The organism is Streptomyces sp. NPDC013317, assembly GCF_055563155.1.
Map to the genome: position 1 here is coordinate 101,638 of NZ_JBVHDX010000007.1, position 24,652 is coordinate 126,289.

Here is a 24,652-nt window from a genome sequence, read left to right on the forward strand (position 1 = left end):
GACCGTGCGAGAGGGCTGTGAAGGCAAGGCCGGGGGCAGACATGGCCGCCCCCGCGTCCCGACGGCCGCTCCCGTACGGGTCCGGTCCGGATTGCCGGGCGGGGTCCGGTCCGGGTCCGAACGAGTGGACTCACCGGGGGCCGGAGGCGTGGAAGGGGTGTGCGCGGCCGCGGCAGGGGTCACGTTGGCGTTCCTGATCCTGAACCGGAAGAGGCGCCCCCGACATGCGACGTACCCCCTCCCGCAGACTCTTCGCCGCAGCGCTCCTCGTGGCGTCCGTGCTGGCCCCCATGGCCACCGCTCCCGCCACCGCCGTACCCGCCGCCGTACCCGTGTCCGCCCCCGCCGGCACCGGCCACCACGGCGGCGAGGAGTGCCGGGACGGCGGTCTCGGACCCGAGCTGACCGCCCGTCTGGACAAGGCCATCGAGGACGTCCGTGTGCAGGCCGGCATCCCCGGCGTCGTCGCCGGGGTGTGGATGCCGGGCAAGGGCTGCTACGTCCACGCCACCGGTGTCGCCGACAAGGCCACCGGCAGGCCGATGACCACCTACGGCTCCGTGCGGATCGGCAGCGAGACCAAGACCTTCACGGTCACCGCGCTCCTGAAGCTCGTCGACGACGGCAGGATCGGCCTCGACGACCCGATCTCCCGCTACGTCGACGGCGTTCCCAACGGCGCCGCCATCACCCTTCGCCACTTGGCCGAGATGCGCAGCGGCCTCTTCCCGTACACCTCCGACCCGGACTTCATCGAGGATCTGGAGAGCCACCCGAGCCGCCAGTTCACGCCGCACGAGGTGCTCGCGTACGGCTACCGGCACGACAACACCTTCGCGCCGGGGACCCGGTTCGAGTACTGCAACAGCAACCTCGTCCTCCTCGGCCTCGTGATCGAGAAGGTCACCGGCCGGCGTCTCGCCGACGTCATCGACCGGCGGGTGCTGCGCCCGGCGGGCCTTCGGGAGACGTTGTTCCCGCACGCGGCGGAGTTCCCCGAGCCGCACCCGCGCGGGTACACCGACCAGACGCCGGACGGCTCGGTCGTCGACTCCACGGACTGGAACCCCAGTTGGGCCTGGGCGGCGGGTGCGATGATCTCGGATCTGCACGATCTGCGCCGCTGGGCGAAGGTCGTCGCCACCGGCGAGTTGCTCAGCCCTGAGACCCAGGCCGAGCGGCTCAGGACGCTGCCGACGGGCATCCCCGGCACGAGCTACGGCCTCGGCATCTTCGAGACCGACGGCTGGATCGGGCACAACGGCTCGATCCCCGGCTACGAGACCGTGACCGTCTATCTGCCCTCGCAGAAGGCGACCATGGTGCTGATGCTCAACACGGACATCACGTCCGCGGGCCAGGAGCCGAGCACGCTGGTCGCCCGGGCGGTCACCCAGGTCGTGACGCCCGACAACGTCTACGACCGGCCGGTCCCCCCGCCGCTGAGCGGCTCGGCCCGCTAGGGACCCGGGCCTGCGGCGACTCGTCCCTGCGGGGACGCAGCCCCGCGGGGACGCGGGGCCTAAGGAGTCAGGACACCGTTGAGGAACGGCTCGATCGCCGTCCGCCAGGCGTCCGGGTGGTCGTAGTGGAGGAGATGGCCGGCGTCCGGAATCTCTGCGTACGCCCCGCGCGGGAGGACGCGGACCATCTCCTGGGCCTCGGCGCGGCCCAGCTCGCCGTCCAGGCCGCGGACGACCAGCGTCGGGCAGCGGACCTGGGCGAGCGAGTCCCAGTGGGCGTCGTGGACCCAGGTCTCGCGGGAGGTGAGCATCTGGGCGGGGTCGAAGACCGGATACCAGCCGTCGGGCCGCTCGGTCATCACCTCGGCGAAGAACTCGCCGCGCGCGGGGTTCGGCCGCTCGACCCAGGGGTCCTCGTCGCCGAACCACCGCCGCACCCCGTCGAGCGAGGGGAACGGCACCGGCCAGCGGCGGAACCAGTCCTGCCACTCCCGCTGCGAGGCGGCCCCGAGGGCCGAGGCCCGCATGTCGCAGACGACCAGGGCCTGGACGAGATCGGGGTGCTCGGCGGCGAGCTGCCAGGCGGTGAGCGCGCCCATGGAGTGGCCGACGAGGGTGACGGGGCCGAGGCCGAGCTGCTCGACGGCGGCGGCCGCGTCGGAGACGTACGCCTCGCGGGTGAAGGGGCCCGCGGGGGGCTTGTCGCTGAGGCCGTGACCGCGCTGGTCGAGGGCGACGACGCGATGCCGCCCGGCAAGCCAGCGGGCCGTGGGGGCCCAGTGGGAGGCGCGGCCCATCAGGCCGTGCAGGAGTAAGACTCCGGACCCGGTCGTACCTGCCTGCTCTTCCGTGAACTCCCAGGCCGCCAGGCGTACGCCGCCGGCCCCGGTGACGTCGAGACGTCGCACCATGTTCCCTGGCACCCCCTCTTTCCCATCGAGCGTGTCGAGCACCGCCAGACTATCGAACCCATATTCGAAAATGGGGTTCTGCCGCGTAACACCCCTCGTTCGAGTGACCGTGCTCAAGGATTGACGAGCGCCGCCGAGGGGAGATCTTCAGCGGGAGGCGGACCGCTCGGGGAAAACGGTCCGAGGGGAATGACCCTGGGAGCTCGGGGCTCCGGGTCAGCACAGGGGAGGACAGGCCCCGGCGCCGATGGGCGCCGGGGCCCTCTGTCTGTCGGCGCACCGCCCCGGACGACTCCATCGCACCCACCCCTCCCCGGCCGTACGGCTGCCCCCAGCGTGGCACGCCGAGGGCCACGGGCGTGGCGATTCCGCCGTAAAACGGGCCGCGAAGGCCCCACCGGGCCCGGGACCTGGGCGGGAGCGGGAATCCGGGCCCGCGCGGGGCCCCGGAAACGCGGAGTCCCCGCGGGCTCACGGGAACTCCCGTCGAACCCGCGGGGACTCCGCGTCCCGCTTCCGACGCGGGACGGTCCTTAGCGCTTCGCCACGAAGACGTGGGCCGCCACGTCCGGCTCCAGCTCGGCCGCCTCGCCGCTGCTGCCGACCAGGACGCCGCCGGCCGACTCCGTCACGCTCACGACCGAGCCGGGCTGCACGCCCGCGCGGCGCAGCGTGTACATCAGCTGGGCGTCCGTCTGGATCGGCTCCCCGATCCGGCGCACGATCACGGTCTTGCCGTCCGCGCCCGGGTCCAGGTCGGCGAGGGAGACCATCGAGTCGTCCAGGAAGGACTCCGCCTCGGCCTTCTCGCCCAGCTCCTCGAGACCCGGGATCGGGTTGCCGTACGGCGACTCCGTCGGGTGCCGCAGGAGCTCCAGGACGCGCCGCTCCACGGCCTCGCTCATCACGTGCTCCCAGCGACAGGCCTCCGCGTGGACCTGCTCCCACTCCAGACCGATCACATCGACGAGCAGACACTCGGCGAGCCGGTGCTTGCGCATCACCCGCGTGGCCAGCCGCCTGCCCTCGTCCGTCAGCTCCAGGTGCCGATCGCTCGCGACGGCCACCAGACCGTCCCGCTCCATGCGGGCCACCGTCTGGCTGACCGTCGGGCCGCTCTGGTCGAGCCGCTCCGCGATCCGGGCGCGCATGGGGACCACACCTTCCTCCTCCAGTTCGAGGATGGTGCGGAGATACATCTCCGTTGTGTCGATCAGTCCGGACATACGTGCCCCTCGATGAGTCGTGCGCTGGCCCTGCACCAATTCTTACGCATCCCACCGACAACCGTGCCCCGCCGGTGAAACGAAGAGGAAAGGCGGTATTGACAGAGCAATGGTCCAGACCGCACCGTGATCCGCGACACGACGACAAGGAGCTTCGGGTATGGGCGACAGCGCGCGCGAGTCCAAGCTGGCCGGACAGTTCTTCGACGCGGCGATCGGCCTGCTGCGGCAGGTCCGCGACCAGGACGCCGAGGAGATCGCCGCCGCCGGGACCGCGATCGCCGAAGCCGTCGCCGCCGGCGGCCGGCTCTTCGCCTTCGGCGCCGGCCACTCCTCGCTGGCCGCCCAGGACGTCGTCTACCGCGCGGGCGGTCTCGCCCTGATGAACCTGCTGGCCGTCCCCGGGGTCGTCGGCGTCGACGTCATGCCCGCGACGCTGGGCTCCGCCCTGGAACGTGTGGACGGTCTCGCCGGAGCGGTGCTCGACTCCTCGCCCGCCAGGGCCGGCGACGTGCTGATCATCATCTCGCTCTCCGGCCGCAACGCCCTGCCCGTGGAGATGGCGATGAACGCGCGCGCCCTCGGGCTCACCGTGATCGGTGTGACGTCGGTGGCGTACGCGACGGAGACGAAGTCCCGGCACGTCTCGGGGTCGTACCTGAAGGACCACTGCGACATCGTCCTCGACTCGCGGATCGCGATCGGCGACGCCGAGCTGACGCACGAGGCCATCGAGGCGCCCTTCGCCCCCGCCTCGACCGTCGTCACCAGCGCCCTGATGCAGGCCACGATGGCCGCGGCGGCCGAGGAGATGGTCCGCCTGGGCATCGAGCCGCCGCTGCTGCGGTCGGGGAACGTCGACGGCGGGCATGAGTGGAACGGCCGTGTGATGACCGAGTACGCCGACCGGATCTTCTTCCGCCACTGACCGGGACGGCAGCCCGGGCCACCCGGCTAACGCCGCCCGGGCCATCCCGGACCGGAGCCGGACCCAGGGCCGGCTCCTGACCCCGAACCCGGACCCGCCAGGTCCAGCGAGGCCGCCACCCGTACCGCCACCGCCTCCGCGTAGACCGCGTCCGGGCGCTCGAAGGCCGTACGGGACGCGCCGCGCAGGAACGTCACCGCGCCCACCGTCCTGCCCCGGCTGCGCAGCGGCAGGCAGAGCGCGTGGACCGCGTCACGGGGCCAGTGGCGTGTCGTCGCCCAGTCCTCGGCCGCCTGCGGACCCGCCGTGGGGGGCGCCGACGCCCGTACCGGCCCCGTACGGGAGAGGGCCTGCAGCACCGGATGGCCCGAGGGGTAGCGCAGCGGGATGCCGCCGCCCGCGACGGGGACGACCGGGCCCGGCTCGCCCGCCGGAGTCGCCGCCACCCGTACGAGTCTGCGCTCCCCCGCCGCCACGTCGACGAGCGCGTGGTCGGCGAACCCCGCCAGGGCGAAGTCGAGCAGGACCGTCGCCGCCTCCCTCGGGTCCTCGCACTCGGCCGCCACGGCGCCCGCCCGGTGCAGCTGGCTGTACCGGAACCGCAGCCGGTCCGCCTCCTGCTCGGCGAGCCGCTCCTCGGTGACGTCCTGGAAGAGCCAGCCGACGCCCAGCGGAACCGGCTCCTCGGCGAGCGGCGACGCCAGCCGCACGAACCCGCTGCGCCAGCACCGCCGCCGCTCGCCCTCCGGCGAGCGGAGCGTCACCCACACCTCGGCCGCACCCTTCGGCGCGCCCTCCGCGAGCACATGCTCCAGCGCGGACTCCAGCTCCTCCACGCCCTGGACGATCAGCTCCCCCAGCGGCCGCCCGAGCAGGGTCGTACGGCCCGCGCCCATGGCCCGGGCGGCGTGGTCGTTGACGACGGTGGGGCGCAGGTCCACGTCGACGAGGACCACACCCCAGGACGCGTCCTCGAACAGCGCCTCGCTGAGCGCGATCGAGCGCTCCAGATCGATCTGCGCGTGGACCTCGCTGAAGGCGCAGTACACCCCGGCGGGCTTCCCGTCCGCGCCGCGCACGCCGGCGGACTGGGTCCGTACGAGGACGCGGCCGCCGTCCTTCCGTACCAGCGCGAACTCGTGGACGAGCCGCCCCGGCGCCTCCATCGCGGCCATCAGGCGGGCCAGCGCCTCGACCGCGTCGGCGGGCCGCGCCGCCCACCCCTCGAAGCCCCGGCGGCCGACGGCCTCGTCGGCGGACCAGCCGAGGATCCGCTCGGCCTCCTTGTTCCAGTGCGTGACGGTGCCGTCCGCGTCGAAGGCGCAGAGCGCCGCGTCCATTCCGTCGAGGAGCGCGGCGAGCAGATCGGCCCCCGGTCCCTCCGCGTCCCGGCGCTCCGCGGTCCCACTCCTGGCAGCACTCATCCCGGAACCCCCTGCAGGACGGTGTACGCACGTGCATCCGCACGCCTCAGATCATTCAACTTGAACGTGACGCAGGACACACCCGGTTCAATGAAATCGTTGCGTCCCGGAAACGAACGCGAGGCGCCTTGTACCGGAAGAGCCGCTCTCCCGCGGCCTGTTCGGGGAAACGGAGGGCGTGCCGAATGCCCCGACGCGGAGCGTGGGTAGACCAGGTCGAGGCGTTGAGCACGGGAGTGGGGCATGGCCAGTGCGTACGGGAAATGGCTCAAGGAGCGGCGCGAGGCGGCGGGGCTGACGCAGCAGGAGCTGGCGGACTCGACGATCATGAGCCGCACGCACATCGCGCACGTCGAGGCGGGGCGGCGCGTTCCGTCGAAGGAGGACGCGCAACGGCTGGACAGGGCGCTGAACACGGACGTGTTGAGCAAGTTTCGGCCCGGCGAGGACGGAGCGTTCGCCGACTACTTCGAGGCCGCTCGACTGCTGGAGCAACAGGCCACGATGATCCGTGAGTTCGCGCTGTCGTGCGTTCCCGGCATCCTCCAGACGCCGCGCTACGCCCGTGCGGCCCTGGGCGTCTCGTTCCCGCCGAGGAGCGAAGAGGAGCAGGCCGCCTTCATCGCCGGCCGGCTCGAGCGCGCGAAGGTCTTGGACGATCCGGTGACGCCCGTCGTGTGGGCCGTGCTCGACGAGTCGGTGCTGCGCCGCCGGGTCGGCGGGCCGGCGGTCATGGCCGAGCAGCTGGAGCGGCTCGTGCACCTGGTGGAGACGGAGCGGGTCCGCGTGCACGTCCTGCCGTTCGGCCTGGGTGTCCACCCCCTGCTCCAGGGAATGCTGTCCCTGATGTGGTTCGAGGACCAGCCCCCGGCGGCCTACAGCGAGGGCGTCTCCATCGGCAGGATGCACGACTCCCCGGCCGTGGTGGAGCGCCTCCAGGGCGCTTACGATCTTGCGCTGAGCGACGCCCTGCCCCTGACGGAATCACTCGCCCTGCTGCGAGCGACAGCGAAGGACTACGGACACCATGACTGAGCGCGCCATCCCCGACTCCTTCGCCCTGAACGGCTGGCGGAAGTCGTCCTACAGCGGAAACGAGGGCGGCAGCTGTGTCGAGGTGATCGACCACCACCCCGCCGGCGTCCCCGTCCGCGACTCCAAGTCGCTCGGGGGCCCTGCCCTGGTCTTCCCGCACTCCGTCTGGTCGACGTTCGTCGCCGGGCTCAAAGGCTGACCGGCGGTCCGAAGCCGGAGAAAAATAGCTTGAGGCTTCGCGGAAGGGCTCCTAGGGTGTGGAGCACACGCGAAAGGAGGTGATCCGAAAAAATGGTTTCTTTTCGGACTCGTGAGGTGACTGCGGGCTAACGGCCTGCCGTCGCACTCTGTGCACCTCGGCAGGTCACCTGTCGACACCCAAGCAGTCACCCGACCCGTGGGCCGCCGGTAAGTCCGGCCGGCTCCCGTCCGAACTCGAGCGGACGGGACCAAGGCCCACGGGTCGTCTGCGTTCTTGGGTCGATCTTCCGGGCCCCCTGCGTACAACCAGTTCTTCTGTTCGGTGGTCGAACCGGGTGGCGCGCACCTCTGTGCGACCGCCCAGCCGCCCAGGAGGACACCTCTTGCTTCCCGTACGCATGCCCCGCCGCCTCGGCGCCGCCGTCGCCACGGTCCTCGCCGTCACCCTGGGCGCCGGCCTCCTGACCGCCGCGCCGGCAGGCGCCACCGTCTCCCTCCGGACAGTCGCCGCGGCGGACCCGATCGAGGTCCGTACGGTCGTGCCCGGCGCCGCGCTGCTGAGCGCGAGCGCAACCGGGTACATCACGATGGTCCCGAGCGACGACGAGTTCGCCAGGACGCTGCGATGGACCCCGTACGGAACGGGCGCGAGCCGTGACAGGGCGTACTCCGGACTCCGGGGCAGCGTCGAGGCATCCGGGGACTTGATGGTCGTCTCCCCCGACGGGTTCGGTGCCTCGGCCACGGACATGGCCACCGGGGAGTCGTTCGGCCCGGACGAGATACCCGGCACGCTGGACCTGGAGTACAAGGGCACCGCCGGTGAGGCGGTCTTCGTGACCGCGCGTGACGGGCTGTACCTGCAGACGAAGGGCTCCGGCCAACGTAGTGTGACCGGTCTGCCGACCGGGACCTCGTACGAGAAGGTGACGCCGCTCGACGCCGGGCACGGCCTGCTCACCTACGGCACCGCGGAGCGCGAGCAGCGGCGCGCGCTCGTCGGCCTGGCCACGGCCTCCGTCACGGAGACGTTCCCGTACCCGGAGGGCGCACGGAACCGCGATGTCGCCCTCTCCGCCGGGCAGTTCGCCTGGGTCGAGGCCGACACCGGCGCGGACACCCTCCGGGTCGTCGTCCGCGACCGGACGACCGGGGCGGAGAGCGTCGTCCCCGTCCCGGACAGGACCGCCTCCTACCCACTGGACATCGAGCTGCTCGGCGACTGGCTGATGCTCGACGGGACCGCCCGCCATCTGCGGTCGGGCGAGACGGTCCAGGTGCTCGACCACGCCTTCGGGACGACCGCCACCCCGGACGGCTCGGTCAAGATCACGCAAGGCCGCAGCGGCGACGTCACCGGCGTCTTCCGCCTCACGCTCGGGGCCGACGGCCGGCCCGTCGTCCGGCTCCTGGGTCGCCAGTGGTCCGACACCTCCGTGATGCACGACGTGAACGCCGACGGCCTTCCGGACGTGCTCGCCCGGGACGCCAAGGGCGCGCTGTGGACCGACGACCTCGGGAAGGGCTCCGGTCCGGTCCGCCTGGGCACCGGCTATCAGGTCTACGACAAGATCGAGGTCGTCGGGAACATCGTCGGGTGGGGCGTGACCGCGGATGTGATCGCCCGCGACAAGGACGGCGTCCTCTGGATGCCCCAGCTCCACGGCGGAGGCGGCGTCCATGGGCGCCAGCGGGTCGGCGGAGGGTGGCAGACGTACGCCACCCTCACCGGCGGCAGTGACCTGAACTCGGACGGACGCGCGGACGTCGTCGCCATCGACAAGGCCGGAGTCCTCTGGCTGTACGCGGGCACCGGCGACGCCAACCGGCCCTTCGAGGCCCGCACGCGCATCGGCAGCGGCTGGAGCATCTACGACCAGCTCGTCGCCGTCGGCAACCTCGCCGGCGGTCCGGCCGGCGATCTCGTCGCCCGCGACAGGAACGGCGTCCTCTGGCTCTACCTCGGCAGGGGCGACGGCACCTTCGTCCAGCGCACGAAGATCGGCGGCGGCTGGCAGATCTACTCCCAGCTCCTCAGCGCGGGGGACGCCGACCACGACGGCAAGGCCGATCTCTTCGCCGTCCACCCGGGCTCGAAGTCCGTCTACCTGTACTCCGGCACCGGCGACCGCCACCGGCCGTTCCACTCCCGCAAGGTCACCGACGTCCACGCGGGGGCCACGTACAACCACATGAGCTGATCAGCCGCACTAGGCCATCGACAGCCGCCCCGTGCGCTGTGAGCGGGCCTCGCCCACGCGGAGGACGAGCGCGGCGGCCCCCAGGAGCAGGGCGCTCAGGGCCGTGAGGCCGAGGAGTGCCGGCGCGAGGTCCGTGAGCGTGCGGTGTTCCAGGAGGGCTCCGCGGACGGCGATCAGGCTGCCGGTGAGCGGGAAGGCCGCGCCGACGACCTGGATCGCGGTCGGCAGGGCGAAGTGCGGCAGGCGGACGGCCGAGACGAACCAGAGCGGCTCGTCGAGGATCGTGTACAGGAACGCCGAGTCGCGCGAGAAGACCAGCAGGCTGTTGAGGAACGCGCCCCACGCGACCGCCGGGACGAGCAGGGCGAGGAAGACCACCGCGTACATCCACCAGGCCGAGACCGACAGCGCGCCGAAGCCGGTGAGGGCGGCGACGGTGAAGCAGGTGAGCAGCCAGGCGTTCTGGAGGAGCGCTCCCGCCCCGTTGGCGATCATGAGCGTGAGGCGGCCGGCCGGAGAGAGGAAGAGCAGCTCCAGGGTGCCGGTGGAGCGCTCGAAGGAGAAGTGCCAGGCGCTCTGGACGAGGGAGAAGAAGAAGGCGTACGCGAGGGTGCCGGTGGCCAGGAAGGCGAGGAGGCGGTCCGGGTCGGCGGCGAGCGGCCAGTTCGCGGCGGCCGGCGAGGCCGTGGCGACGGGGCGCAGCGTGTAGTAGGTGGTGGCCAGTTGGAGCACCGGCCAGACGAGCATCGAGAAGGCGACGAGCGGCTGGCCGAAGAGGCGGCGGTGCTGCTTCAGCGCCTCCGCCGCGAAGACCCTGAGCGCGTGGCTCATACGAGGGCCTCCTCGCCGGTCTCCGCGAGGGCGAGGATCGCGTCCTCCAGGCTGGCCTCCGCGATCTCCAGGCCGCCGATCGAGCCGCCCGCCGCGACGACGGCCGCGGCGAGGGGGCCCGCCATGTCGTCCGGGTGGCGCAGGGTGATCAGCTCGGCCCCCTCGGGCAGGGGCTCGCGAGCCGCGCCGAAGCGTTCCGCGACCGCGGCGGTCGCCGGGCTCGGGTCGGTGACCGTGAGGCGGATCGTGCGGTGGCTGCCGGTGGCCGCCTTGAGCTCCGCCGGGCTGCCTTCGGCGAGGTGGCGGCCCGCGGAGATCACGTACACGTGGCCGCAGAGCTCCTCGACCTCGGCGAGGTAGTGGGAGGTGAGGAGAACACCCGTACCCTCCTCGGCGAGGCGGGCGACGACGCGGCGCAGGTCGCGGGCGATCGGGGCGTCGAGGCCGAGGGTCGGCTCGTCGAGCAGGAGGTAGGCGGGCCGGTTGATCAGCCCGCGGGCGATGGCGAGGCGCTGGGTCATGCCGCGCGAGTACCGCTCGACCATGGTGTCCGCCGCGTCCGTCAGGCCGACGAGGGCCAGCAGCTCGTCGATCCGGGGCCGCAGTTCACGCTTGGGCACGTCGTAGAGCTGGCCGAAGTACCAGAGGTTCTCCCGGCCGGTCATCCGCGTGTAGACCATGCGCTCGCCGCCCGCGATGAGGTTGATGCGGCGGCGGACGGCGCGGGCGTCGGCGACGGTGTCGAGGCCGTCGACCGTGACCTGTCCGGAGGTGGGGCGCAGCAGGGTGGCGAGGACCTTGATGGTGGTGGTCTTGCCGGCGCCGTTGAGGCCGAGGAGGCCGGTGATCCGGCCGGGCGGGATGTCGAGGTCGAGGCCGTCGACCGCCCGCTTGAGCGAGCGCGGGCCGAAGAAGCCCTTGTCGCGTACGGGGAAGTCCTTGCGCAGCGCGCGCACCTGGATGCCCGTCATGTCAGTAACTCCTCTCTACGGCCCGGGCCTCGGCCCGCGGCAGGTACGTCAGGCCGAGCAGCAGGTACACGGCGCTCACCGCGACGCCCACCGCCAGCCTCGGCAGGAGGTCGGGCAGCGACTGGCCGCCGGTGGTCGCCGCGTGCAGGACGTCCGTCGCCGCGGTCGTCGGGAGCAGTTCGGCGAACCACTGGACGGGCTCGGGCAGGTAGGCGCGGGGGAAGGTGAAGCCGCCGACGAGGCCGAGGACGATGAAGACGGTGTTCTGCGAGATGTGGGCCTCGCCGGCGGCGATCATCAGCCCGCCGAGCCCGACCGAGAGCGCGAAGACCGCACCGGCGAGGGCGAGGACGCCGAGGAGCAGCCCGGCGGCGGAGGCCACGGGGACGGAGAGCCCCAGCAGGGCCACGAAGACGCCGAGCGCGAGGAACTCGACCAGGCTGCTGAGCACGGCGAAGGCGGTGAAGCCGGCGAGGTACGGAAAGCGGCCGGCCGGAGCGACGAGAAGGGCGCCGAGCGTGCCCTCCCGCTGCTCGGTGATCAGCGCCTTGGCGGACCAGAGGATGAGGCGGACGGTGAACTGGAAGGCGGTGGCGCCGACGACGATGTAGGCGAGGTAGGCGGTGGTGCCGCTGCCCGTGGCGAAGTCGTCGGCGACGGCTCCGCCTCCGACGACGTGGTAGCCGAGGTACGCCAGTGAGATGGCGAGCGCGGCGGGCAGGACCGTGCCGACGGCGTAGGTCCATGGGTAGGCGCGGCGGGTCATCTGCCAGGTGCGCCAGGCGGTGGCCCGGGCTATGGGCATGCGGGTGATCCCTCCCCCTGTGGATCTCCGTGGATCAACGTGGATCTCCGTGGATTCCGACGGAACTCCGCGATCGGTCTCTGCTGCTCGACGCGCGAGTTCCCTTTCGGAACTTACACTGAGTTTCTATCGGGAACTCACTCGATGGCGCAAGATGGAGCGGTTGCCCGACCGAGGAGGAGCGCATGGTCCGAGCCGTGCCCGAGCGCGACGCCGCCTGCGCGATCGCCCACGCCGCCGCCGTCGTCGGCGACTGGTGGAGCCTGCTGCTCGTCCGGGAGACCGCGCGCGGCCGGCACCGCTTCGACGAGCTCCAGGGCGAGCTCGGCATCTCCCGCAAGGTCCTCGCCGAGCGTCTCGGTCACCTCGTCGACAGCGGCGTGCTCGACAAGGTGCCGTACCAGGAGGGACCGGTGCGCCACGAGTACCGGCTCAGCCCGGCCGGGCGTGCCCTCCTCCCCGTCCTGGTCGCGATGCAGGACTGGTCCGACCGCTGGCTGCTCGGCGACGGCACCCTCACCGGCTCCGCGGACGAGGGCAGCGCCGAGGCCGTCCGCGTCCACGAGCTGCCCGGCACCCGGCTGCCGCGCCTGACCCTGCCCGCGCACACCGGCGCCGAGCGGGACCCCGTGGACCCGGACGCCGCCGCCACCGTCCTCTTCTGCTACCCCGCCACCGGGCGGCCGAGCCCGCTGCCCGAAGGCTGGGACGACATCCCCGGGGCGGTGGGCTGCACCCTGGAGAACCGGCTGTTCAGGGACGCGTACGGAGACTTCACCGCGGCCGGGATCGCCGTCCACGGGGTCTCGACGCAGCGACCCGACGAGCAGCGGGCCTTCGCCGCCGCCGAGGACATCCCGTTCCCGCTGCTCTCCGACATGGACGCCCGGCTCTCGGCGGCGCTCCGGCTGCCGACCTTCCGCACGGCCGGTCAGGCGCTGCGGCTGAGGCGCGCGGTGCTGGTGGTGGACCGGGACCGGACCGTACGGCACGCACGCTTCCCGGTCACGGACATCCCGCACGCCGTCGGGGAAGCGCTCGCGGAGGCGACGAAGCTGTCAGGGTGAGAGGCGCTCCACGCGCCAGTGGGCCTCGCCCGCCACGCCCTCTCCCCCACCCGCGGCATCGCGCACCGCGTCCTCGCCCCCGCGCACCGCGTCGGCCCCGTCGCCCTCGCGTACGTACCGCAGCCGGTCGTGCAGCCGGTTCTCGTGCCCCTGCCAGAACTCCACCGCCTCCGGCACGACCCGGATGCCGCCCCACTCCGGCGGCACCGGCACCTGCTCGTCCGCCGGGTAGCGGGCCGCCAGCTCCTCGTACCGGGCGAGCAGCTCCTCGCGCGACTCGATCACCGCGGACTGGTGGCTGGCCCAGGCGCCCAGCTGGGAGCCGTGCGGGCGGGTCCGGAAGTACGCGACGGTCTCGTCCCTGCCCGTACGGACCGCGCGGCCCGTGACGATGACCTGGCGCGCCAGCGGGTGCCAGGGGAAGAGCAGCGAGACCTGCGGATTGACCGCGAGCTCGCCGCCCTTGCGGGAGCCGTAGTTCGTGTAGAAGACGAAGCCGGCCTCGTCGTAGTGCTTCAGGAGCACCGTGCGGGAGGAGGGGCGGCCAGCGGGCGTCGCCGTCGAGACGATCATGGCGTTCGGCTCGTGGATCGCCGGGTTCGTGGCGGCGGTCTTGAACCAGCGCGTGAACTGTTCGATCGGTTCGGGGGCGAGGTCGGCCACAGTCAGCTCCGTGGTGCGGTACTGCTCGCGCATGTCGGCGGGATCGAAGGCGTCGGTCACGGGAATCATCCTGCCGCAGAGGCGGAGCCTGCCCGGCATCACGTGCCGCTAATCCTTCCTCGCCGGATCGGCGCACTGTGCCGGATGTCACGCTTCCCCGCATCATCGGAACCGTACAGACTCTTGGGCTGGACGACTGTTCATATCCGACCAAGAGGCCTCAGCGGGCCGACAGGTCCCCCTCAGACCTCCCGGTCCTTCCGACCGAAAGGTCCGCCAACCCGCCGGATGATTGATCATCGATTGAGGAGCCGCATGATGTCCGACTTCGTACCCGGGCTCGAGGGAGTCGTCGCGTTCGAGACGGAGATCGCCGAACCGGACAAGGAGGGCGGCGCCCTGCGGTACCGCGGCGTCGACATCGAGGATCTGGTCGGTCACGTCTCGTTCGGCAACGTCTGGGGCCTGCTGGTGGACGGGGCGTTCGACCCCGGTCTGCCGCCGGCCGAACCGTTCCCGATCCCCGTGCACTCCGGTGACATCCGTGTCGACGTGCAGTCCGCGCTCGCCATGCTCGCCCCGGTCTGGGGTCTCAAGCCGCTGCTCGACATCGACGCCGAGCAGGCCCGCGAGGACCTCGCCCGCGCCGCCGTCATGGCCCTGTCGTACGTCGCCCAGTCGGCGCGCGGCCAGGGGCTGCCGATGGTGCCGCAGAGCGAGATCGACAAGGCCCAGTCGGTCGTCGAGCGGTTCATGATCCGCTGGCGCGGCGAGCCGGACCCGCGACACGTCAAGGCCGTCGACGCGTACTGGACGTCCGCCGCCGAGCACGGCATGAACGCCTCCACGTTCACCGCCCGCGTCATCGCCTCGACCGGCGCGGACGTGGCCGCGGCGCTGTCCGGCGCCGTGGGCGCGATGTCCGGCCCGCTGCACGGCGGCGCCCCGTCCCGGGTCCTCGGCATGATCGAGGAGATCGAGCGGACCGGCGACGCCACCGCGTACGTGAAGAAGGCGCTGGACAAGGGCGAACGCCTGATGGGCTTCGGCCACCGCGTCTACCGCGCCGAGGACCCGCGCGCCCGCGTCCTGCGCCGTACGGCCAAGGAGCTGGCCGCACCGCGGTTCGAGGTCGCGGAGGCGCTGGAGAAGGCGGCGCTGGAGGAGCTGCACAACCGCCGCCCGGACCGTGTCCTGGCGACGAACGTGGAGTTCTGGGCGGCGATCATGCTGGACTTCGCGGAGGTCCCGGCACACATGTTCACGTCGATGTTCACCTGCGCGCGTACGGCGGGCTGGTCGGCGCACATCCTGGAGCAGAAGCGCACCGGCCGCCTGGTCCGGCCCTCGGCGCGGTACATCGGCCCCGGCCAGCGCAACCCGCAGGAGATCGCGGGCTACGCCGACATGGCGGCCTACGCGGGCTGAGCCCGCAACAGCGCAGCGACTCTCCCGGGGCCGGCCCGCACAGCCCGCCCCGGCCCGAGCCCGGGACCGCCACGCGGTCCCGGGCTCGGCCACGCGAGGCGGTCGGGGCCCGGGGCCCGAAAGACGCGGAAGCCCCGGCACGGGGCCCGAAAGACCCGGAAGCCCCGGCACGGGGCCCGAAAGACGCGGGAGCCCGGGCACGAAGCTCGGCTGCCCGCTCTCGGCCGGAACCCGGCCCCGTCAGGGATGCGCGCGGTCAGGGCCCGGACGTCAGGCCGGGCCCGGCCCCCGGGCGTCAGGCCGTGGTGAGGCGGCGGTCCTCGGCGAGGAGCAGGTCCGCGTGGTGGCGGGCCGCGGCCAGCGGGTGGGCGCGGAGCTTGCCCTTCAGCTCGTTGCGGCCGTACTCGGCGAACAGCGGGTTCGCCGGGTCGGTCGTGATCCCGGGCGCCGTCGAGGCGTGCGGGAACGGCAGCGGCGCGATCCGGGCGTCGAGCCTCGGGTTGTAGAAGAACGGGACCGAGAAGCGCTCCGTCGCCCCGCGCGGGGAGACCACCCGGTGGTTGGTGGCGCGCAGATAGCCGTCCGTCGCCACCTCGAGAAGCTCGCCCAGGTTGACGACGAACGCACCGGGCAGCGGCGGGACGTCGTGGAAGAGGCCGTCCTCCCGCTCGACCTGGAGCCCCCCGACGTGGTCCTGCAGGAGCAGCGTCAGGAAGCCGTAGTCCTTGTGCGCGCCCACTCCCTGGTCGGCGCCGTCCCCGGCGCTGCCCGGGTAGCGCACCAGCTTGAGGTGCGGATGGGCCTGCGCCCCGAAGATGTCGTCGTAGAAACCCGTCGGCGCACCGATCGAGGCCAGCAGCTCGTGCAGCAGCCGCTGGGCGACCGCGCTGAGCCGCTCGACCCAGTTGAGCGCGGCGAGGCGCAGCTCGGGGAGGGCGGCGGGCCACTGGTTCGGGCCCTGGAGCCACCAGTACGGGGCCTCGCCGGGGCCCGGGACGCGCGCGGGCCGCTCGGCGCCGATGTCGAGCTGGTCGCGCCAGTCGCGGGAGCCGCCGGTGCGCTCGTCGCCGATGCGGGTGTAGCCGCGGAAGTGCGGTGAGTTGGTGGTGTCGAGGGCGAGCCGGTCGGCCTCCGGGAGGGCGAAGAACGCCTTCATCGCGGAGGTGAGGGCCGCCGTCTCTGCCTGCGTGATGCCGTGCCCGACGAGCTGGAAGAAGCCGACGTCGTGGGCGGCGGAGTGCAGCTGGGCATGGAGGAGACGTCGGTCCTGCGGGCCGCGGTCGGCGGCGGAGAGGTCGACGATCGGGAGCTGGGAGCTGTACGGCTGGGTGTGCGACGAGTGCGTCATGGTGTGCGTCCGCGGGGTGTACGGGTGCCCGGGCGCACCGCCGGGGATGGGGCGGGGGCGCGGGTGCCTGAAGAGAAAGAGAGGGGCTCGGAGGTCAGGCGGAGCGCCGACAGCCCATGCTCGTGACGCGGACGAAGTCCACGTGGCGGCGGCGTACGAGCGGAAGCATGGAACCAGCGTACTGCGGGGCGGCCGGGACGTATGTGGCGTGGGTCACGACCGCCTGTGGGGTCGGTCACGGCGCCCGACCCGGCCGGCGACGCCCCCTCGGTCCCGCCCGGCTCGCCGCCCGCCGCCCGGCGGGTGACCATGATGGTCGGAACCGGTCCGGGGGCCCGACGCGGTGGGAGGCACCCGTGGCAGAGACCCGTACGACCGACGTACTGATCGTGGGCGCCGGCCCGGTGGGGCTGAGCGCCGCCGCCGAGCTGCGCCGCCGCGGCGTGGAGTGCCGGCTCGTCGACCGACTGCCGGCCCGCCTCCCGTACGCCAAGGCGGTCGGTGTCCAGCCGCGCACGCTGGAGATCTGGGACCGGATGGGACTGGCCCGCGCCGTCCTGGAGCGCGCCGTCCCGCTGCGCGGCCAGCTCGTCTACGTCAACGGCCGGGAGCAGGCCCGGTTCGAGCTCGCCCTGCCGCCGGAGGTCCCGTACCGGTTCGCCGCGCTGCCGCAGTACGAGACGGAGCGGCTCCTCGAGGAGTACGTCGCGGGTCTGGGCACGGTGATCGAGCGCGGCTCCGAACTGCTGTCGTTCGCCCAGGACGCGGACGGGGTGACCGCCCGGCTCCGTACCGCCTCCGGCGCCGAGGAGGAGCTGCGGGCCCGGTTCCTGGTCGGCTGCGACGGCGCGCACAGCACCGTCCGCAAGGGGCTCGGCCTCAGCTACGAGGGCGGGGCCTTCCCCGAGGAGTACATGCTCGGGGACGTCGAGACCGACTGGGACCTGCCGTACGGGTACGGCCTGCGGTCCCTGCGCCGCGCCGAGGACGGCTCGACCGACGACGTGCTGGTCTGCATCCCGCTGCCGGGAACGCGCCGCTACCGGATGTCGATGAGCGTGCCGGCCGAGCTGTCCACGGACGGCGCGGGGAAGGCGCGGGGCGACGGCGTCGCGCACGGCCTGGAGGGCGGCCGGGTCCCCGAGCTGGCCCACATCCAGGCCGTCGTCGACCGGCTGGCCCCGACCCCGGCCCGGGTCTCCGCGCTGCGCTGGTCATCCGTCTTCCGCATCAGCCACCGGATCGTCGACCGGTACGGCGAGGGCCGGGTCTTCGTCGCGGGCGACGCCGCCCACATCCACCCGCCCACCGGCGCCCAGGGCATGAACACCGGCATCCAGGACGCCTGCAACCTGGCCTGGAAGATCGCGCTCGTCGTACGCGGTGAGGCCGGGCTCGCGCTGCTCACCAGCTACGACGCCGAACGCCGCCCGGTCGGCGAGGAGGTCGTGGGCCGGACCGTGCGGCACGCGAACCGGGGCATCGAGAGCGGCTCCGAGGACCCGGCCAAGGTGATGCTCCGGGAGGCCCAGCTGCTCGTCTCCTACCGGGGCGGTCCGCTCGCGGGCAGCCCCTACGGGCCGGACGACGCGCCCCAGCCCGGCGACCGGGCCCCCGACTGCGGCGGCCTGGCGCTTCCCCTCGCCGGCTACCCGCTGCGGCTCCTCGACGTCCTGCGCGGCCGCACCGGGCACGTCCTGCTGCTCTACGCGGACCAGGCCGCCGAGCTGGCCAGGGCCGCCGAGGCGGGCGCCGTGGTCGCCGCGGCCGTCGGCGGACGGGAGCCTTCGGAGACCGGCCTCGCCACGGAAGGCGGTCTGGCCTCGGAGGACGGCCTGGCCCCGGCCTCAGGCCGCCGGTCCGGCGGGGGCGGCCCGGCGCCGGAGGGCGGGCTCGCGACGGTCGCCGTGCTCGCCCGCGGCGCCGACGCCGACGGGGCCGACGGGCTCTACCTGGACGCGGCGGGAGAGTTCGCCCGGCTCTACCGGCCCGAGGGCCCGACCGGCTTCCTGGTCCGTCCGGACGGACAGCTCGGCGCCCGTTTCCCGCTCGCCGGCACGGCGGCGGCGCTGACGGGCTACCTCGCGGCCCTGTCGGTACCGTCCTGACCGCCGGGGCCGACGGGTCCGTTGTCGGGCCGCAGCCGACGGGCGGGCCTGCCCGTCTCAGCCCAGCGCCTCGTCCAGGAGCTTCGACCACTGGGCCACCACCCGGTCCCGGCGGGCCCGGTCGTCCGTCAGGAGGGTCGCGAGGCCGAGGCCACGGGCCATGTCCAGGAAGCCCTGGACCGTCTCCCGCACACCGGGGACCGACTCGTCCGCGGCGAGCAGGGTCACCGCCATGCGGTGGGACTCGCGGCCGACACGCGCCTCCAGCTCGGTCACGCGCGCGTGGAGCTGCGGTTCGTGGGCCGCCGCCACCCAGAGGTGGAGGGCGGCTCGGAAGAGCGGCCCGGTGAAGAGGTCGACCAGGGCCGAGACGGCCTCGCGGCGGTCGCGGGCCGGAAGGGTGCGCAGCGCCTCCGACCGCTCCTCGGCGACGTACTCGACGGCCGCCGTGAAGAGGTCCTCCCGGGTCGGGAAGTGATGCTGGGCCGCGCCCCGCGAGACGCCCGCCCGCTCGGCGACCGCCGCGACGGTGGAGCCCGCCCAGCCGTGTTCGGCCAGGCAGGACACCGCCGCCTCCAGGAGCCGCTGCCGGGTGGCGCGGCTCCTGTCCTGCTTCGGGCCGGTCACAACCGCCATTCGGGGTCCCGTCGTTCGAGGAAGGCCGTCATCCCTTCGCGTGCCTCGGCGGAGGCGAAGAGCGTGGCCGACCTCTGGACCAGGTCCTCCGCTTCGCGTTCGAAGGTTTCCAGGACTTTAGCCGTGACCAGGCGCTTCGATTCGGCCAGCCCCTGCGGGGAACCCTTGCGCAGCCCGTCGAGGATCGCGTCCAGGGCGTCCTCGCCGGCGGTCACCAGGCCCATCGCCCGGGCCTCGGCCGTCCCGAAGCGCTCCCCGGTGACGTAGTACCGGGCAGCCGCGCGCGGCTCCAGCTTCGGCAGCAGCGTCAGAGAGATGACGGCGGGCGCGACCCCGATCCGTACCTCCGTGAGCGCGAAGTCCGACGCGTCCGAGGCCACCACGATGTCGCACGCCCCGAGAAGCCCGAGTCCGCCCGCCCGGACGTGTCCCCGCACCACGCCCACCACCGGCTTGGGCAGCTCGACGATCTGCCGGAGCAGGTCCACGAAGGCGTACGGGCTCGGCGGGGCCTTCAGGTCGGCGCCCGCGCTGAACGTCGAGCCGGAGTGGGTGAGTACCACCGCCCGTACGGCCGGATCCCGCCCGCACTCGCCGAGCGCCTGCGCCAGCTCGGCGACCAGCGCCGCCGAGAGCGCGTTGCGGTTCTCCGGGGAGTCCAGCGTCAGTGTGGCGATGCCACCGTCCAGCTTCATGCGTCGTCCCTCAGCTCGGTCACTCGCGGTCCCTCAACTCACGACGCAGGATCTTCCCCGACGCGGCGCGCGGCACTCCGTCGATGAACTCCACGCGCCTGATCTTCTTGTACGGGGCGACCTTTCCGGCCACGTACGCCATGACGTCCTCGGCGCTCAGCCCCGGGGCGGTCGGCTGCCGGACGACGTATGCCTTGGGGATCTCCGTGCCCTCCTCGTCGGTGACGCCGATCACGGCCGCGTCGGCGATGCCCTCGTGGGTGAGGAGCAGGGCTTCGAGTTCGGCCGGGGCGACCTGGAAGCCCTTGTACTTGATGAGTTCCTTGACCCGGTCGACGACGAACAGCCAGCCGTCCTCGTCGACGCGGCCGATGTCGCCGGTGTGGACCCAGCCGTCGGCGTCGACCATCGCGGCGGTGGCGTCGGGGCGTCCCAGGTACCCCTTCATGACCTGCGGGCCCCGGATGGCGACCTCGCCCTCGGCCCCGGGCGCGGCGTCCTTCGACGGGTCGTCGAGGGACAGGATCCGCATCTCGGTGGAGGGCAGCAGCCTGCCGACGGCGCCGGGCGGAGGGCTGACGGCGTCGAGGGGCACGACGTGCGTGCCGGGCGACAGCTCGGTCATCCCGTACGCCTGGCGGACGGGCGGCAGCCCCAGCCGGGCCGAGCAGGCCTCGGCGAGGGAGGCGTCGAGCGGTGCGGCGGCGCTGACGATGTACTCCAGGGAGGAGAGGTCGTGGTCGGCGACGGCCGGGTGCTTGGCGAGCGCGAGGACGATCGGCGGAGCCACGTACAGGCCGTTGATGCGGTGCTTCTCGATCGCCGAGAGGAACTGGTCCAGGTCGAAGCGGGGCAGGACCACGACGGTCGCGCCCTGCCGCAGGGGCGCGTTCATCAGGGCCGTGAGGCCGTAGATGTGGAAGAACGGCAGGACGGCGAGGATGCGGTCGCCGGGGCCCATGGGGACGAGGGGGTCGAGCTGGGCGAGGTTGGTGGCGATCGAGGTGTGGGTGAGCATCACGCCCTTGGGGACTCCGGTGGTGCCGGAGGAGTACGGCAGGGCGGCGACGTCCTCGTCGGGGTCGAAGGCGATGTCCGGTTCGGGGGCGGTGGTGGCCGCCAGGGACTGCAGGGAGCGGATCCACTCGCCCTCGGGTGCCTGGTCGCAGACGAAGATCTCCTCGACGCCGCCGGCGAGTTCGGCGGCCCGGCGGGCCGGGGCGAGCAGCGGGGAGACGGTGACGATCCAGCGCGCGGAGGAGTCCTGGAGCTGCTTGGCGAACTCCTCCGGCGTGGCGAGCGGGTGGACGGTGGTGACGGAGGCGCCGGCGCGGGTGGCCGCGTAGAACGCGACGGGGAACAGGACGGTGTTGGGGCTGTGCAGGGCGACGACATCCCCCTTGCGGACCCCTGCCTCGGCGAGGCCGGCGGCGACGCGCCGGTGGAGGGCGTCGACCTGGGCGTGGCTGAGGGTCGTCCCGCCCACCCCGTCGATCAGGGCCGGCGCGTCCCCGAACTCGGCGGACCGGCCGAGGACGGCCTCGTGGATGGGGAGGGATACGACCGGGACGTCCGCGTACTCGCTGTGAAACACCATGCGTGCCCCCTGGGAGAGGTGGAAGGTGCGGAGATGGCGTGCCGGGTCAGGATGGACCGGGTCAGTACGACTTGGGGAGACCCAGGGACTGGTGGGACACGTAGTTGAGGATCATCTCCCGGCTGACCGGTGCGATCCGGGCGACGCGGGAGGCGGCGATCAGGCGGGCGAGGCCGAACTCGCGGGTGAGGCCGTTGCCGCCGAGGGTGTGGACGGACTGGTCGACGGCCTTCACGCAGGCCTCTCCGGCGGCGTACTTGGCCATGTTGGCGGCCTCGCCCGCGCCGATGTCGTCGCCCGCGTCGTACAGGGCGGCGGCCTTCTGCATCATCAGCCGGGCCAGCTCCAGTTCGATGTGGGCCTGGGCGAGGGGGTGGGCGATGGCCTGGTGGGCGCCGATGGGGGCCTTCCAGACGGTGCGCTCCTTGGCGTACTTCACGGCCTGGGCGAGGGCGTAGCGGCCCATGCCGATCGCGAACGCCGCCGTCATGATGCGCTCGGGGTTGAGCCCGGCGAAGAGCTGGAGCAGGCCGGCGTCCTCGTCGCCCACGAGGGCGTCGGCGGGGAGGTGGACGTCGTCGAGGGTCAGCTCGAACTGCTTCTCGTTCGCGTCGAGTTCCATGTCGATCTGACGCCGCTGGAAGCCGGGGGCGTCCCGGTCCACGACGAAGAGACAGGGCTTGAGGTTGCCGGTCCTGGCGTCGGAGGTCCTGCCGACGATCAGGGTGGCGTCGGCGATGTCGACGCCCGACACGAACACCTTGCGGCCGTTGAGGACCCAGCCGTCCTCGGTCTTCGTGGCCGTGGTGGTGATCCGGTGGGAGTTGGAGCCGGCGTCGGGCTCGGTGATGCCGAAGGCCATGGTGCGCGAGCCGTCGGCCAGGCCCGGCAGCCAGGCCGCCTTCTGCTCCTCGGTCCCGAAGCGGGCGATGACCGTGCCGCAGATGGCGGGCGAGACGATCATCATCAGGAGCGGGGCTCCGGCGGCCCCCGCCTCCTCCAGGACGATCGACAGCTCGGCCATGCCGCCGCCCCCGCCGCCGTACTCCTCGGGCAGGTTCACGCCCAGGTAGCCGAGCTTGCCCGCCTCCGCCCAGAGCGCGGCACGGTCGAAGCCGGGACCGTGGCGGTGTCCGAGCGCCGCGACGGCGGCCCGGAGCGCGGTGAGCTCTTCGCTTTCGATCATGGTGCTCATACGGTCTGGTCCTCCTGTGCTTCGGTCTGTACGGACTGCTGTACGACGGCGAGCAGGGCGCCGACCTCGACCTGGCGGCCGGGGGCGGCGTGGAGCGCGGTGAGCGTGCCGGAGGCGGGAGCGACGACGCGGTGCTCCATCTTCATGGCCTCGAGCCAGAGGAGCGGCTGCCCGGCGGTGACGTGCGCGCCGGGCGCGAGGCCTTCGGCGACGCGGACGACGGTGCCGGGCATGGGAGCGAGCAGGGAGCCGGGTTCGCGCTGCTCGGTGGGGTCGGGGAAGCGGGGTACGGCGGTGAGCCGGTGCGGGCCGACGTACACGGTGTCGCCGTGCCGGGCGACCTCGAAGTCCCGTACGACACCGTCGACTTCGAGCCGTACGCGATCGGGGGTGACGTTCACGGGCCGGACGCCCTCGGGGGCGGTGACGGCGTACCCCTCGCGGGTGGGCCGGTAGCGGACCTCGTGCTCGCCGTACGCGGCGATCCGGTCCTGCGAGCGCACGTTGCGCCAACCACCGCCGAACCGGCCCCCGTGGGCGGCGGCCTGCGCGAGCGCGGCGGCGACGGCCGCGTACGCCTCGCCGGGCGGGGCCTGGGTGAGCGCGTCGAGGTTCCGTTCGTAGAACCCGGTGCCGAGACGGGCGGGGTCGCCGAACTCCGGATGCCGCAGGCTCGCCACGAGCAGGTCGCGGTTGGTCACGGGCCCGTGGATCCTGGCCCGTTCCAGCACGTGGGCGAGCTTGCGCACGGCCTCGGCGCGGGTGGCCGCGTGGACGACGACCTTGGCGAGCATGGCGTCGTAGTGCACGCCGATCGTGTCGCCGGAGACGTAACCGGTGTCGACACGGACGCCCGCCGGGAACTCCAGGGTGTGCAGCGTGCCCGTCTGCGGGGTCCAGCCCGAGGCCGGGTCCTCCGCGTAGAGGCGGGCCTCGATCGCGTGGCCCCGCGCGGCGGGCGGCTCCGGGGCCAGCGGCCCGCCCTCCGCGACGGTGATCTGGAGGGCCACCAGGTCCACGCCGTGGACCTCCTCCGTCACCGGGTGCTCCACCTGGAGGCGGGTGTTCATCTCCAGGAAGTGCGCCTTGGGGGTCCCCCCTGCTCGAGCGGAGCCGAGAGTTCGGGGGACGTCGGCGATCAGGAACTCGACCGTGCCCGCGCCGACGTACCCGACCGCCTTCGCCGCCGACACCGAACGGTCATGGAGCTCCGCGAGCAGCGACGGCGGCAGACCCGGCGCCGGCGCCTCCTCGATCACCTTCTGGTGGCGGCGCTGGAGCGAGCAGTCGCGGGTGCCGAGCGCCCACACCGTGCCGTGCGCGTCGGCGAGGATCTGCACCTCCACGTGGCGGCCGTTCTCCACGTACGGCTCGACGAACACCTCGCCGTCCCCGAACGCGCTCGCCGCCTCCGCCGAGGCGGCCGCCATCTCCTCCTCGAGCGCGGCCAGTTCGCGGACGATCCGCATGCCACGGCCGCCGCCGCCCGCGGCCGCCTTCACCAGGACCGGCAGGTCCGCCTCGGTGACGTCCACCAGGGGCTCGACTCCGAGGACCTCCTTCGCGCGGGTCTTCGAGGCCATCGCCTCGATCGCCTCCGGCGGAGGGCCGATCCAGACCAGGCCGGCGTCGAGGACGGCCCGCGCGAACTCCGCGTTCTCCGACAGGAAGCCGTATCCCGGGTGCACGGCGTCCGCGCCCGCCGCGAGCGCCGCCTTCACCACCAGGTCCCCGCGCAGATACGTCTCGGCGGGCGTCGCCCCCGGCAGCCGTACGGCCGCGTCGGCCTCCCGTACGTGCAGGGCGGAGGCGTCCGCGTCCGAGTACACGGCGACGGTCCCGACGCCCAGCTCGCGGCAGGTGCGGAACACCCGGCAGGCGATCTCGCCCCGGTTGGCGACCAGCAGCCTGGAGATCAT

The 24,652-nt window shown here is 73.0% G+C and carries 21 protein-coding genes; 8 read left to right on the plus strand and 13 right to left on the minus strand.

Going from position 1 to position 24,652, the window contains the following annotated elements:
* Window positions 1–224 precede the first annotated feature (224 nt).
* A complete protein-coding gene (locus ACZ3IJ_RS19815; protein ID WP_467469875.1) occupies window positions 225–1,463 on the plus strand; it encodes a serine hydrolase domain-containing protein in 1,239 nt (412 codons plus the stop codon).
* A gap of 59 nt (window positions 1,464–1,522) precedes the next feature.
* Here the strand turns inward: ACZ3IJ_RS19815 and ACZ3IJ_RS19820 are convergent, their stop codons facing one another.
* Window positions 1,523–2,374 carry an alpha/beta fold hydrolase gene (locus ACZ3IJ_RS19820; protein ID WP_467469877.1) on the minus strand — a complete coding sequence of 284 codons (852 nt, stop codon included), beginning with the start codon at window positions 2,372–2,374 and terminating at the stop codon, window positions 1,523–1,525.
* 533 nt (window positions 2,375–2,907) lie between these two features.
* Window positions 2,908–3,600 carry a metal-dependent transcriptional regulator gene (locus ACZ3IJ_RS19825; protein ID WP_352190820.1) on the minus strand — a complete coding sequence of 231 codons (693 nt, stop codon included), beginning with the start codon at window positions 3,598–3,600 and terminating at the stop codon, window positions 2,908–2,910.
* A 160-nt stretch (window positions 3,601–3,760) separates the two neighbouring features.
* Here ACZ3IJ_RS19825 and ACZ3IJ_RS19830 point away from each other — a divergent pair, with 160 nt between their 5' ends.
* A complete protein-coding gene (locus ACZ3IJ_RS19830; RefSeq protein WP_467469879.1) occupies window positions 3,761–4,528 on the plus strand; it encodes an SIS domain-containing protein in 768 nt (255 codons plus the stop codon).
* Between the two features lie 26 nt (window positions 4,529–4,554).
* Here ACZ3IJ_RS19830 and ACZ3IJ_RS19835 read toward each other — a convergent pair whose 3' ends face one another.
* Window positions 4,555–5,952 carry a PAS domain-containing protein gene (locus ACZ3IJ_RS19835; protein WP_467469881.1) on the minus strand — a complete coding sequence of 466 codons (1,398 nt, stop codon included), beginning with the start codon at window positions 5,950–5,952 and terminating at the stop codon, window positions 4,555–4,557.
* 243 nt (window positions 5,953–6,195) lie between these two features.
* Here ACZ3IJ_RS19835 and ACZ3IJ_RS19840 point away from each other — a divergent pair, with 243 nt between their 5' ends.
* The 3 genes from ACZ3IJ_RS19840 (at window position 6,196) to ACZ3IJ_RS19850 (ending at window position 9,389) form a co-directional block, all read left to right on the plus strand.
* A complete protein-coding gene (locus tag ACZ3IJ_RS19840; RefSeq protein ID WP_467469883.1) occupies window positions 6,196–6,987 on the plus strand; it encodes a helix-turn-helix domain-containing protein in 792 nt (263 codons plus the stop codon).
* Window positions 6,980–7,186 (plus strand): DUF397 domain-containing protein, encoded by a 207-nt coding sequence (locus ACZ3IJ_RS19845; RefSeq protein WP_467469885.1) that lies wholly within the window; start codon window positions 6,980–6,982, stop codon window positions 7,184–7,186. Before ACZ3IJ_RS19840 ends, ACZ3IJ_RS19845 begins: the two co-directional genes overlap by 8 nt.
* Before the next feature lie 385 nt (window positions 7,187–7,571).
* Complete coding sequence (locus ACZ3IJ_RS19850; RefSeq protein ID WP_467469887.1) at window positions 7,572–9,389, plus strand: FG-GAP repeat domain-containing protein; 1,818 nt, start codon at window positions 7,572–7,574, stop codon at window positions 9,387–9,389.
* Between the two features lie 9 nt (window positions 9,390–9,398).
* On the opposite strand, the gene ACZ3IJ_RS19855 is transcribed toward ACZ3IJ_RS19850, so the two are convergent.
* Genes ACZ3IJ_RS19855 through ACZ3IJ_RS19865 form a run of 3 tightly spaced genes read right to left on the minus strand, consistent with a single transcriptional unit; the run spans window position 9,399 to window position 11,996 of the window.
* The gene (locus ACZ3IJ_RS19855; protein WP_467469889.1) at window positions 9,399–10,220 is read right to left on the minus strand and encodes an ABC transporter permease; all 822 of its coding nucleotides are present in this window, start codon (window positions 10,218–10,220) and stop codon (window positions 9,399–9,401) included.
* The gene (locus ACZ3IJ_RS19860; protein ID WP_467469891.1) at window positions 10,217–11,191 is read right to left on the minus strand and encodes an ABC transporter ATP-binding protein; all 975 of its coding nucleotides are present in this window, start codon (window positions 11,189–11,191) and stop codon (window positions 10,217–10,219) included. The genes ACZ3IJ_RS19855 and ACZ3IJ_RS19860 overlap by 4 nt, the downstream gene beginning before the upstream one ends.
* A 1-nt stretch (window position 11,192) precedes the next feature.
* Window positions 11,193–11,996, minus strand: coding sequence for an ABC transporter permease (locus ACZ3IJ_RS19865; protein WP_467469893.1), 804 nt, complete (start codon window positions 11,994–11,996; stop codon window positions 11,193–11,195).
* Between the two features lie 185 nt (window positions 11,997–12,181).
* Here ACZ3IJ_RS19865 and ACZ3IJ_RS19870 point away from each other — a divergent pair, with 185 nt between their 5' ends.
* Entirely contained in the window at window positions 12,182–13,063 is an 882-nt protein-coding gene (locus tag ACZ3IJ_RS19870; RefSeq protein ID WP_467469895.1) for a winged helix-turn-helix transcriptional regulator, read from the plus strand.
* On the opposite strand, the gene pdxH is transcribed toward ACZ3IJ_RS19870, so the two are convergent.
* On the minus strand, window positions 13,055–13,759 hold the full coding sequence (gene pdxH, locus ACZ3IJ_RS19875; RefSeq protein ID WP_467470266.1) for a pyridoxamine 5'-phosphate oxidase: 705 nt from the start codon (window positions 13,757–13,759) through the stop codon (window positions 13,055–13,057). The two genes, ACZ3IJ_RS19870 and pdxH, sit on opposite strands and share 9 nt — an antisense overlap.
* A 285-nt stretch (window positions 13,760–14,044) precedes the next feature.
* Between pdxH and ACZ3IJ_RS19880 the strand changes: the two genes are divergently transcribed.
* Window positions 14,045–15,154 carry a citrate synthase 2 gene (locus ACZ3IJ_RS19880; RefSeq protein WP_383171123.1) on the plus strand — a complete coding sequence of 370 codons (1,110 nt, stop codon included), beginning with the start codon at window positions 14,045–14,047 and terminating at the stop codon, window positions 15,152–15,154.
* A 295-nt stretch (window positions 15,155–15,449) separates the two neighbouring features.
* Here ACZ3IJ_RS19880 and ACZ3IJ_RS19885 read toward each other — a convergent pair whose 3' ends face one another.
* Window positions 15,450–16,502, minus strand: coding sequence for an isopenicillin N synthase family dioxygenase (locus tag ACZ3IJ_RS19885; RefSeq protein WP_467469898.1), 1,053 nt, complete (start codon window positions 16,500–16,502; stop codon window positions 15,450–15,452).
* A gap of 356 nt (window positions 16,503–16,858) precedes the next feature.
* Between ACZ3IJ_RS19885 and ACZ3IJ_RS19890 the strand changes: the two genes are divergently transcribed.
* The gene (locus tag ACZ3IJ_RS19890; protein ID WP_467469900.1) at window positions 16,859–18,610 is read left to right on the plus strand and encodes an FAD-dependent monooxygenase; all 1,752 of its coding nucleotides are present in this window, start codon (window positions 16,859–16,861) and stop codon (window positions 18,608–18,610) included.
* 57 nt (window positions 18,611–18,667) lie between these two features.
* Here ACZ3IJ_RS19890 and ACZ3IJ_RS19895 read toward each other — a convergent pair whose 3' ends face one another.
* The 5 genes from ACZ3IJ_RS19895 to ACZ3IJ_RS19915 form a co-directional block, all read right to left on the minus strand.
* On the minus strand, window positions 18,668–19,246 hold the full coding sequence (locus ACZ3IJ_RS19895; RefSeq protein WP_467469902.1) for a TetR/AcrR family transcriptional regulator: 579 nt from the start codon (window positions 19,244–19,246) through the stop codon (window positions 18,668–18,670).
* Window positions 19,234–19,941 carry an enoyl-CoA hydratase family protein gene (locus tag ACZ3IJ_RS19900; protein ID WP_467469904.1) on the minus strand — a complete coding sequence of 236 codons (708 nt, stop codon included), beginning with the start codon at window positions 19,939–19,941 and terminating at the stop codon, window positions 19,234–19,236. Before ACZ3IJ_RS19900 ends, ACZ3IJ_RS19895 begins: the two co-directional genes overlap by 13 nt.
* Window positions 19,942–19,960: 19 nt before the next feature.
* The gene (locus ACZ3IJ_RS19905; RefSeq protein ID WP_467469906.1) at window positions 19,961–21,538 is read right to left on the minus strand and encodes a 4-coumarate--CoA ligase family protein; all 1,578 of its coding nucleotides are present in this window, start codon (window positions 21,536–21,538) and stop codon (window positions 19,961–19,963) included.
* Between the two features lie 61 nt (window positions 21,539–21,599).
* Window positions 21,600–22,733: an acyl-CoA dehydrogenase family protein gene (locus ACZ3IJ_RS19910; protein WP_467469908.1), complete on the minus strand. Its 1,134-nt coding sequence runs from the start codon at window positions 22,731–22,733 to the stop codon at window positions 21,600–21,602.
* A complete protein-coding gene (locus ACZ3IJ_RS19915) occupies window positions 22,730–24,652 on the minus strand; it encodes an acetyl/propionyl/methylcrotonyl-CoA carboxylase subunit alpha (RefSeq protein WP_467469910.1) in 1,923 nt (640 codons plus the stop codon). Before ACZ3IJ_RS19915 ends, ACZ3IJ_RS19910 begins: the two co-directional genes overlap by 4 nt.

Bases quoted from the DNA above. Each gene is read 5' to 3' on its own strand.
- ACZ3IJ_RS19815 (WP_467469875.1), top strand. From the start codon at position 225: ATGCGACGTACCCCCTCCCGCAGACTCTTCGCCGCAGCGCTCCTCGTG.
- ACZ3IJ_RS19820 (WP_467469877.1), bottom strand. From the start codon at position 2,374: ATGGTGCGACGTCTCGACGTCACCGGGGCCGGCGGCGTACGCCTGGCG.
- ACZ3IJ_RS19825 (WP_352190820.1), bottom strand. From the start codon at position 3,600: ATGTCCGGACTGATCGACACAACGGAGATGTATCTCCGCACCATCCTC.
- ACZ3IJ_RS19830 (WP_467469879.1), top strand. From the start codon at position 3,761: ATGGGCGACAGCGCGCGCGAGTCCAAGCTGGCCGGACAGTTCTTCGAC.
- ACZ3IJ_RS19835 (WP_467469881.1), bottom strand. From the start codon at position 5,952: ATGAGTGCTGCCAGGAGTGGGACCGCGGAGCGCCGGGACGCGGAGGGA.
- ACZ3IJ_RS19840 (WP_467469883.1), top strand. From the start codon at position 6,196: ATGGCCAGTGCGTACGGGAAATGGCTCAAGGAGCGGCGCGAGGCGGCG.
- ACZ3IJ_RS19845 (WP_467469885.1), top strand. From the start codon at position 6,980: ATGACTGAGCGCGCCATCCCCGACTCCTTCGCCCTGAACGGCTGGCGG.
- ACZ3IJ_RS19855 (WP_467469889.1), bottom strand. From the start codon at position 10,220: ATGAGCCACGCGCTCAGGGTCTTCGCGGCGGAGGCGCTGAAGCAGCAC.
- ACZ3IJ_RS19860 (WP_467469891.1), bottom strand. From the start codon at position 11,191: ATGACGGGCATCCAGGTGCGCGCGCTGCGCAAGGACTTCCCCGTACGC.
- ACZ3IJ_RS19865 (WP_467469893.1), bottom strand. From the start codon at position 11,996: ATGCCCATAGCCCGGGCCACCGCCTGGCGCACCTGGCAGATGACCCGC.
- ACZ3IJ_RS19870 (WP_467469895.1), top strand. From the start codon at position 12,182: ATGGTCCGAGCCGTGCCCGAGCGCGACGCCGCCTGCGCGATCGCCCAC.
- pdxH (WP_467470266.1), bottom strand. From the start codon at position 13,759: ATGCGCGAGCAGTACCGCACCACGGAGCTGACTGTGGCCGACCTCGCC.
- ACZ3IJ_RS19880 (WP_383171123.1), top strand. From the start codon at position 14,045: ATGTCCGACTTCGTACCCGGGCTCGAGGGAGTCGTCGCGTTCGAGACG.
- ACZ3IJ_RS19885 (WP_467469898.1), bottom strand. From the start codon at position 16,502: ATGACGCACTCGTCGCACACCCAGCCGTACAGCTCCCAGCTCCCGATC.
- ACZ3IJ_RS19895 (WP_467469902.1), bottom strand. From the start codon at position 19,246: ATGGCGGTTGTGACCGGCCCGAAGCAGGACAGGAGCCGCGCCACCCGG.
- ACZ3IJ_RS19900 (WP_467469904.1), bottom strand. From the start codon at position 19,941: ATGAAGCTGGACGGTGGCATCGCCACACTGACGCTGGACTCCCCGGAG.
- ACZ3IJ_RS19905 (WP_467469906.1), bottom strand. From the start codon at position 21,538: ATGGTGTTTCACAGCGAGTACGCGGACGTCCCGGTCGTATCCCTCCCC.
- ACZ3IJ_RS19910 (WP_467469908.1), bottom strand. From the start codon at position 22,733: ATGAGCACCATGATCGAAAGCGAAGAGCTCACCGCGCTCCGGGCCGCC.
- ACZ3IJ_RS19915 (WP_467469910.1), bottom strand. From the start codon at position 24,652: ATGATCTCCAGGCTGCTGGTCGCCAACCGGGGCGAGATCGCCTGCCGG.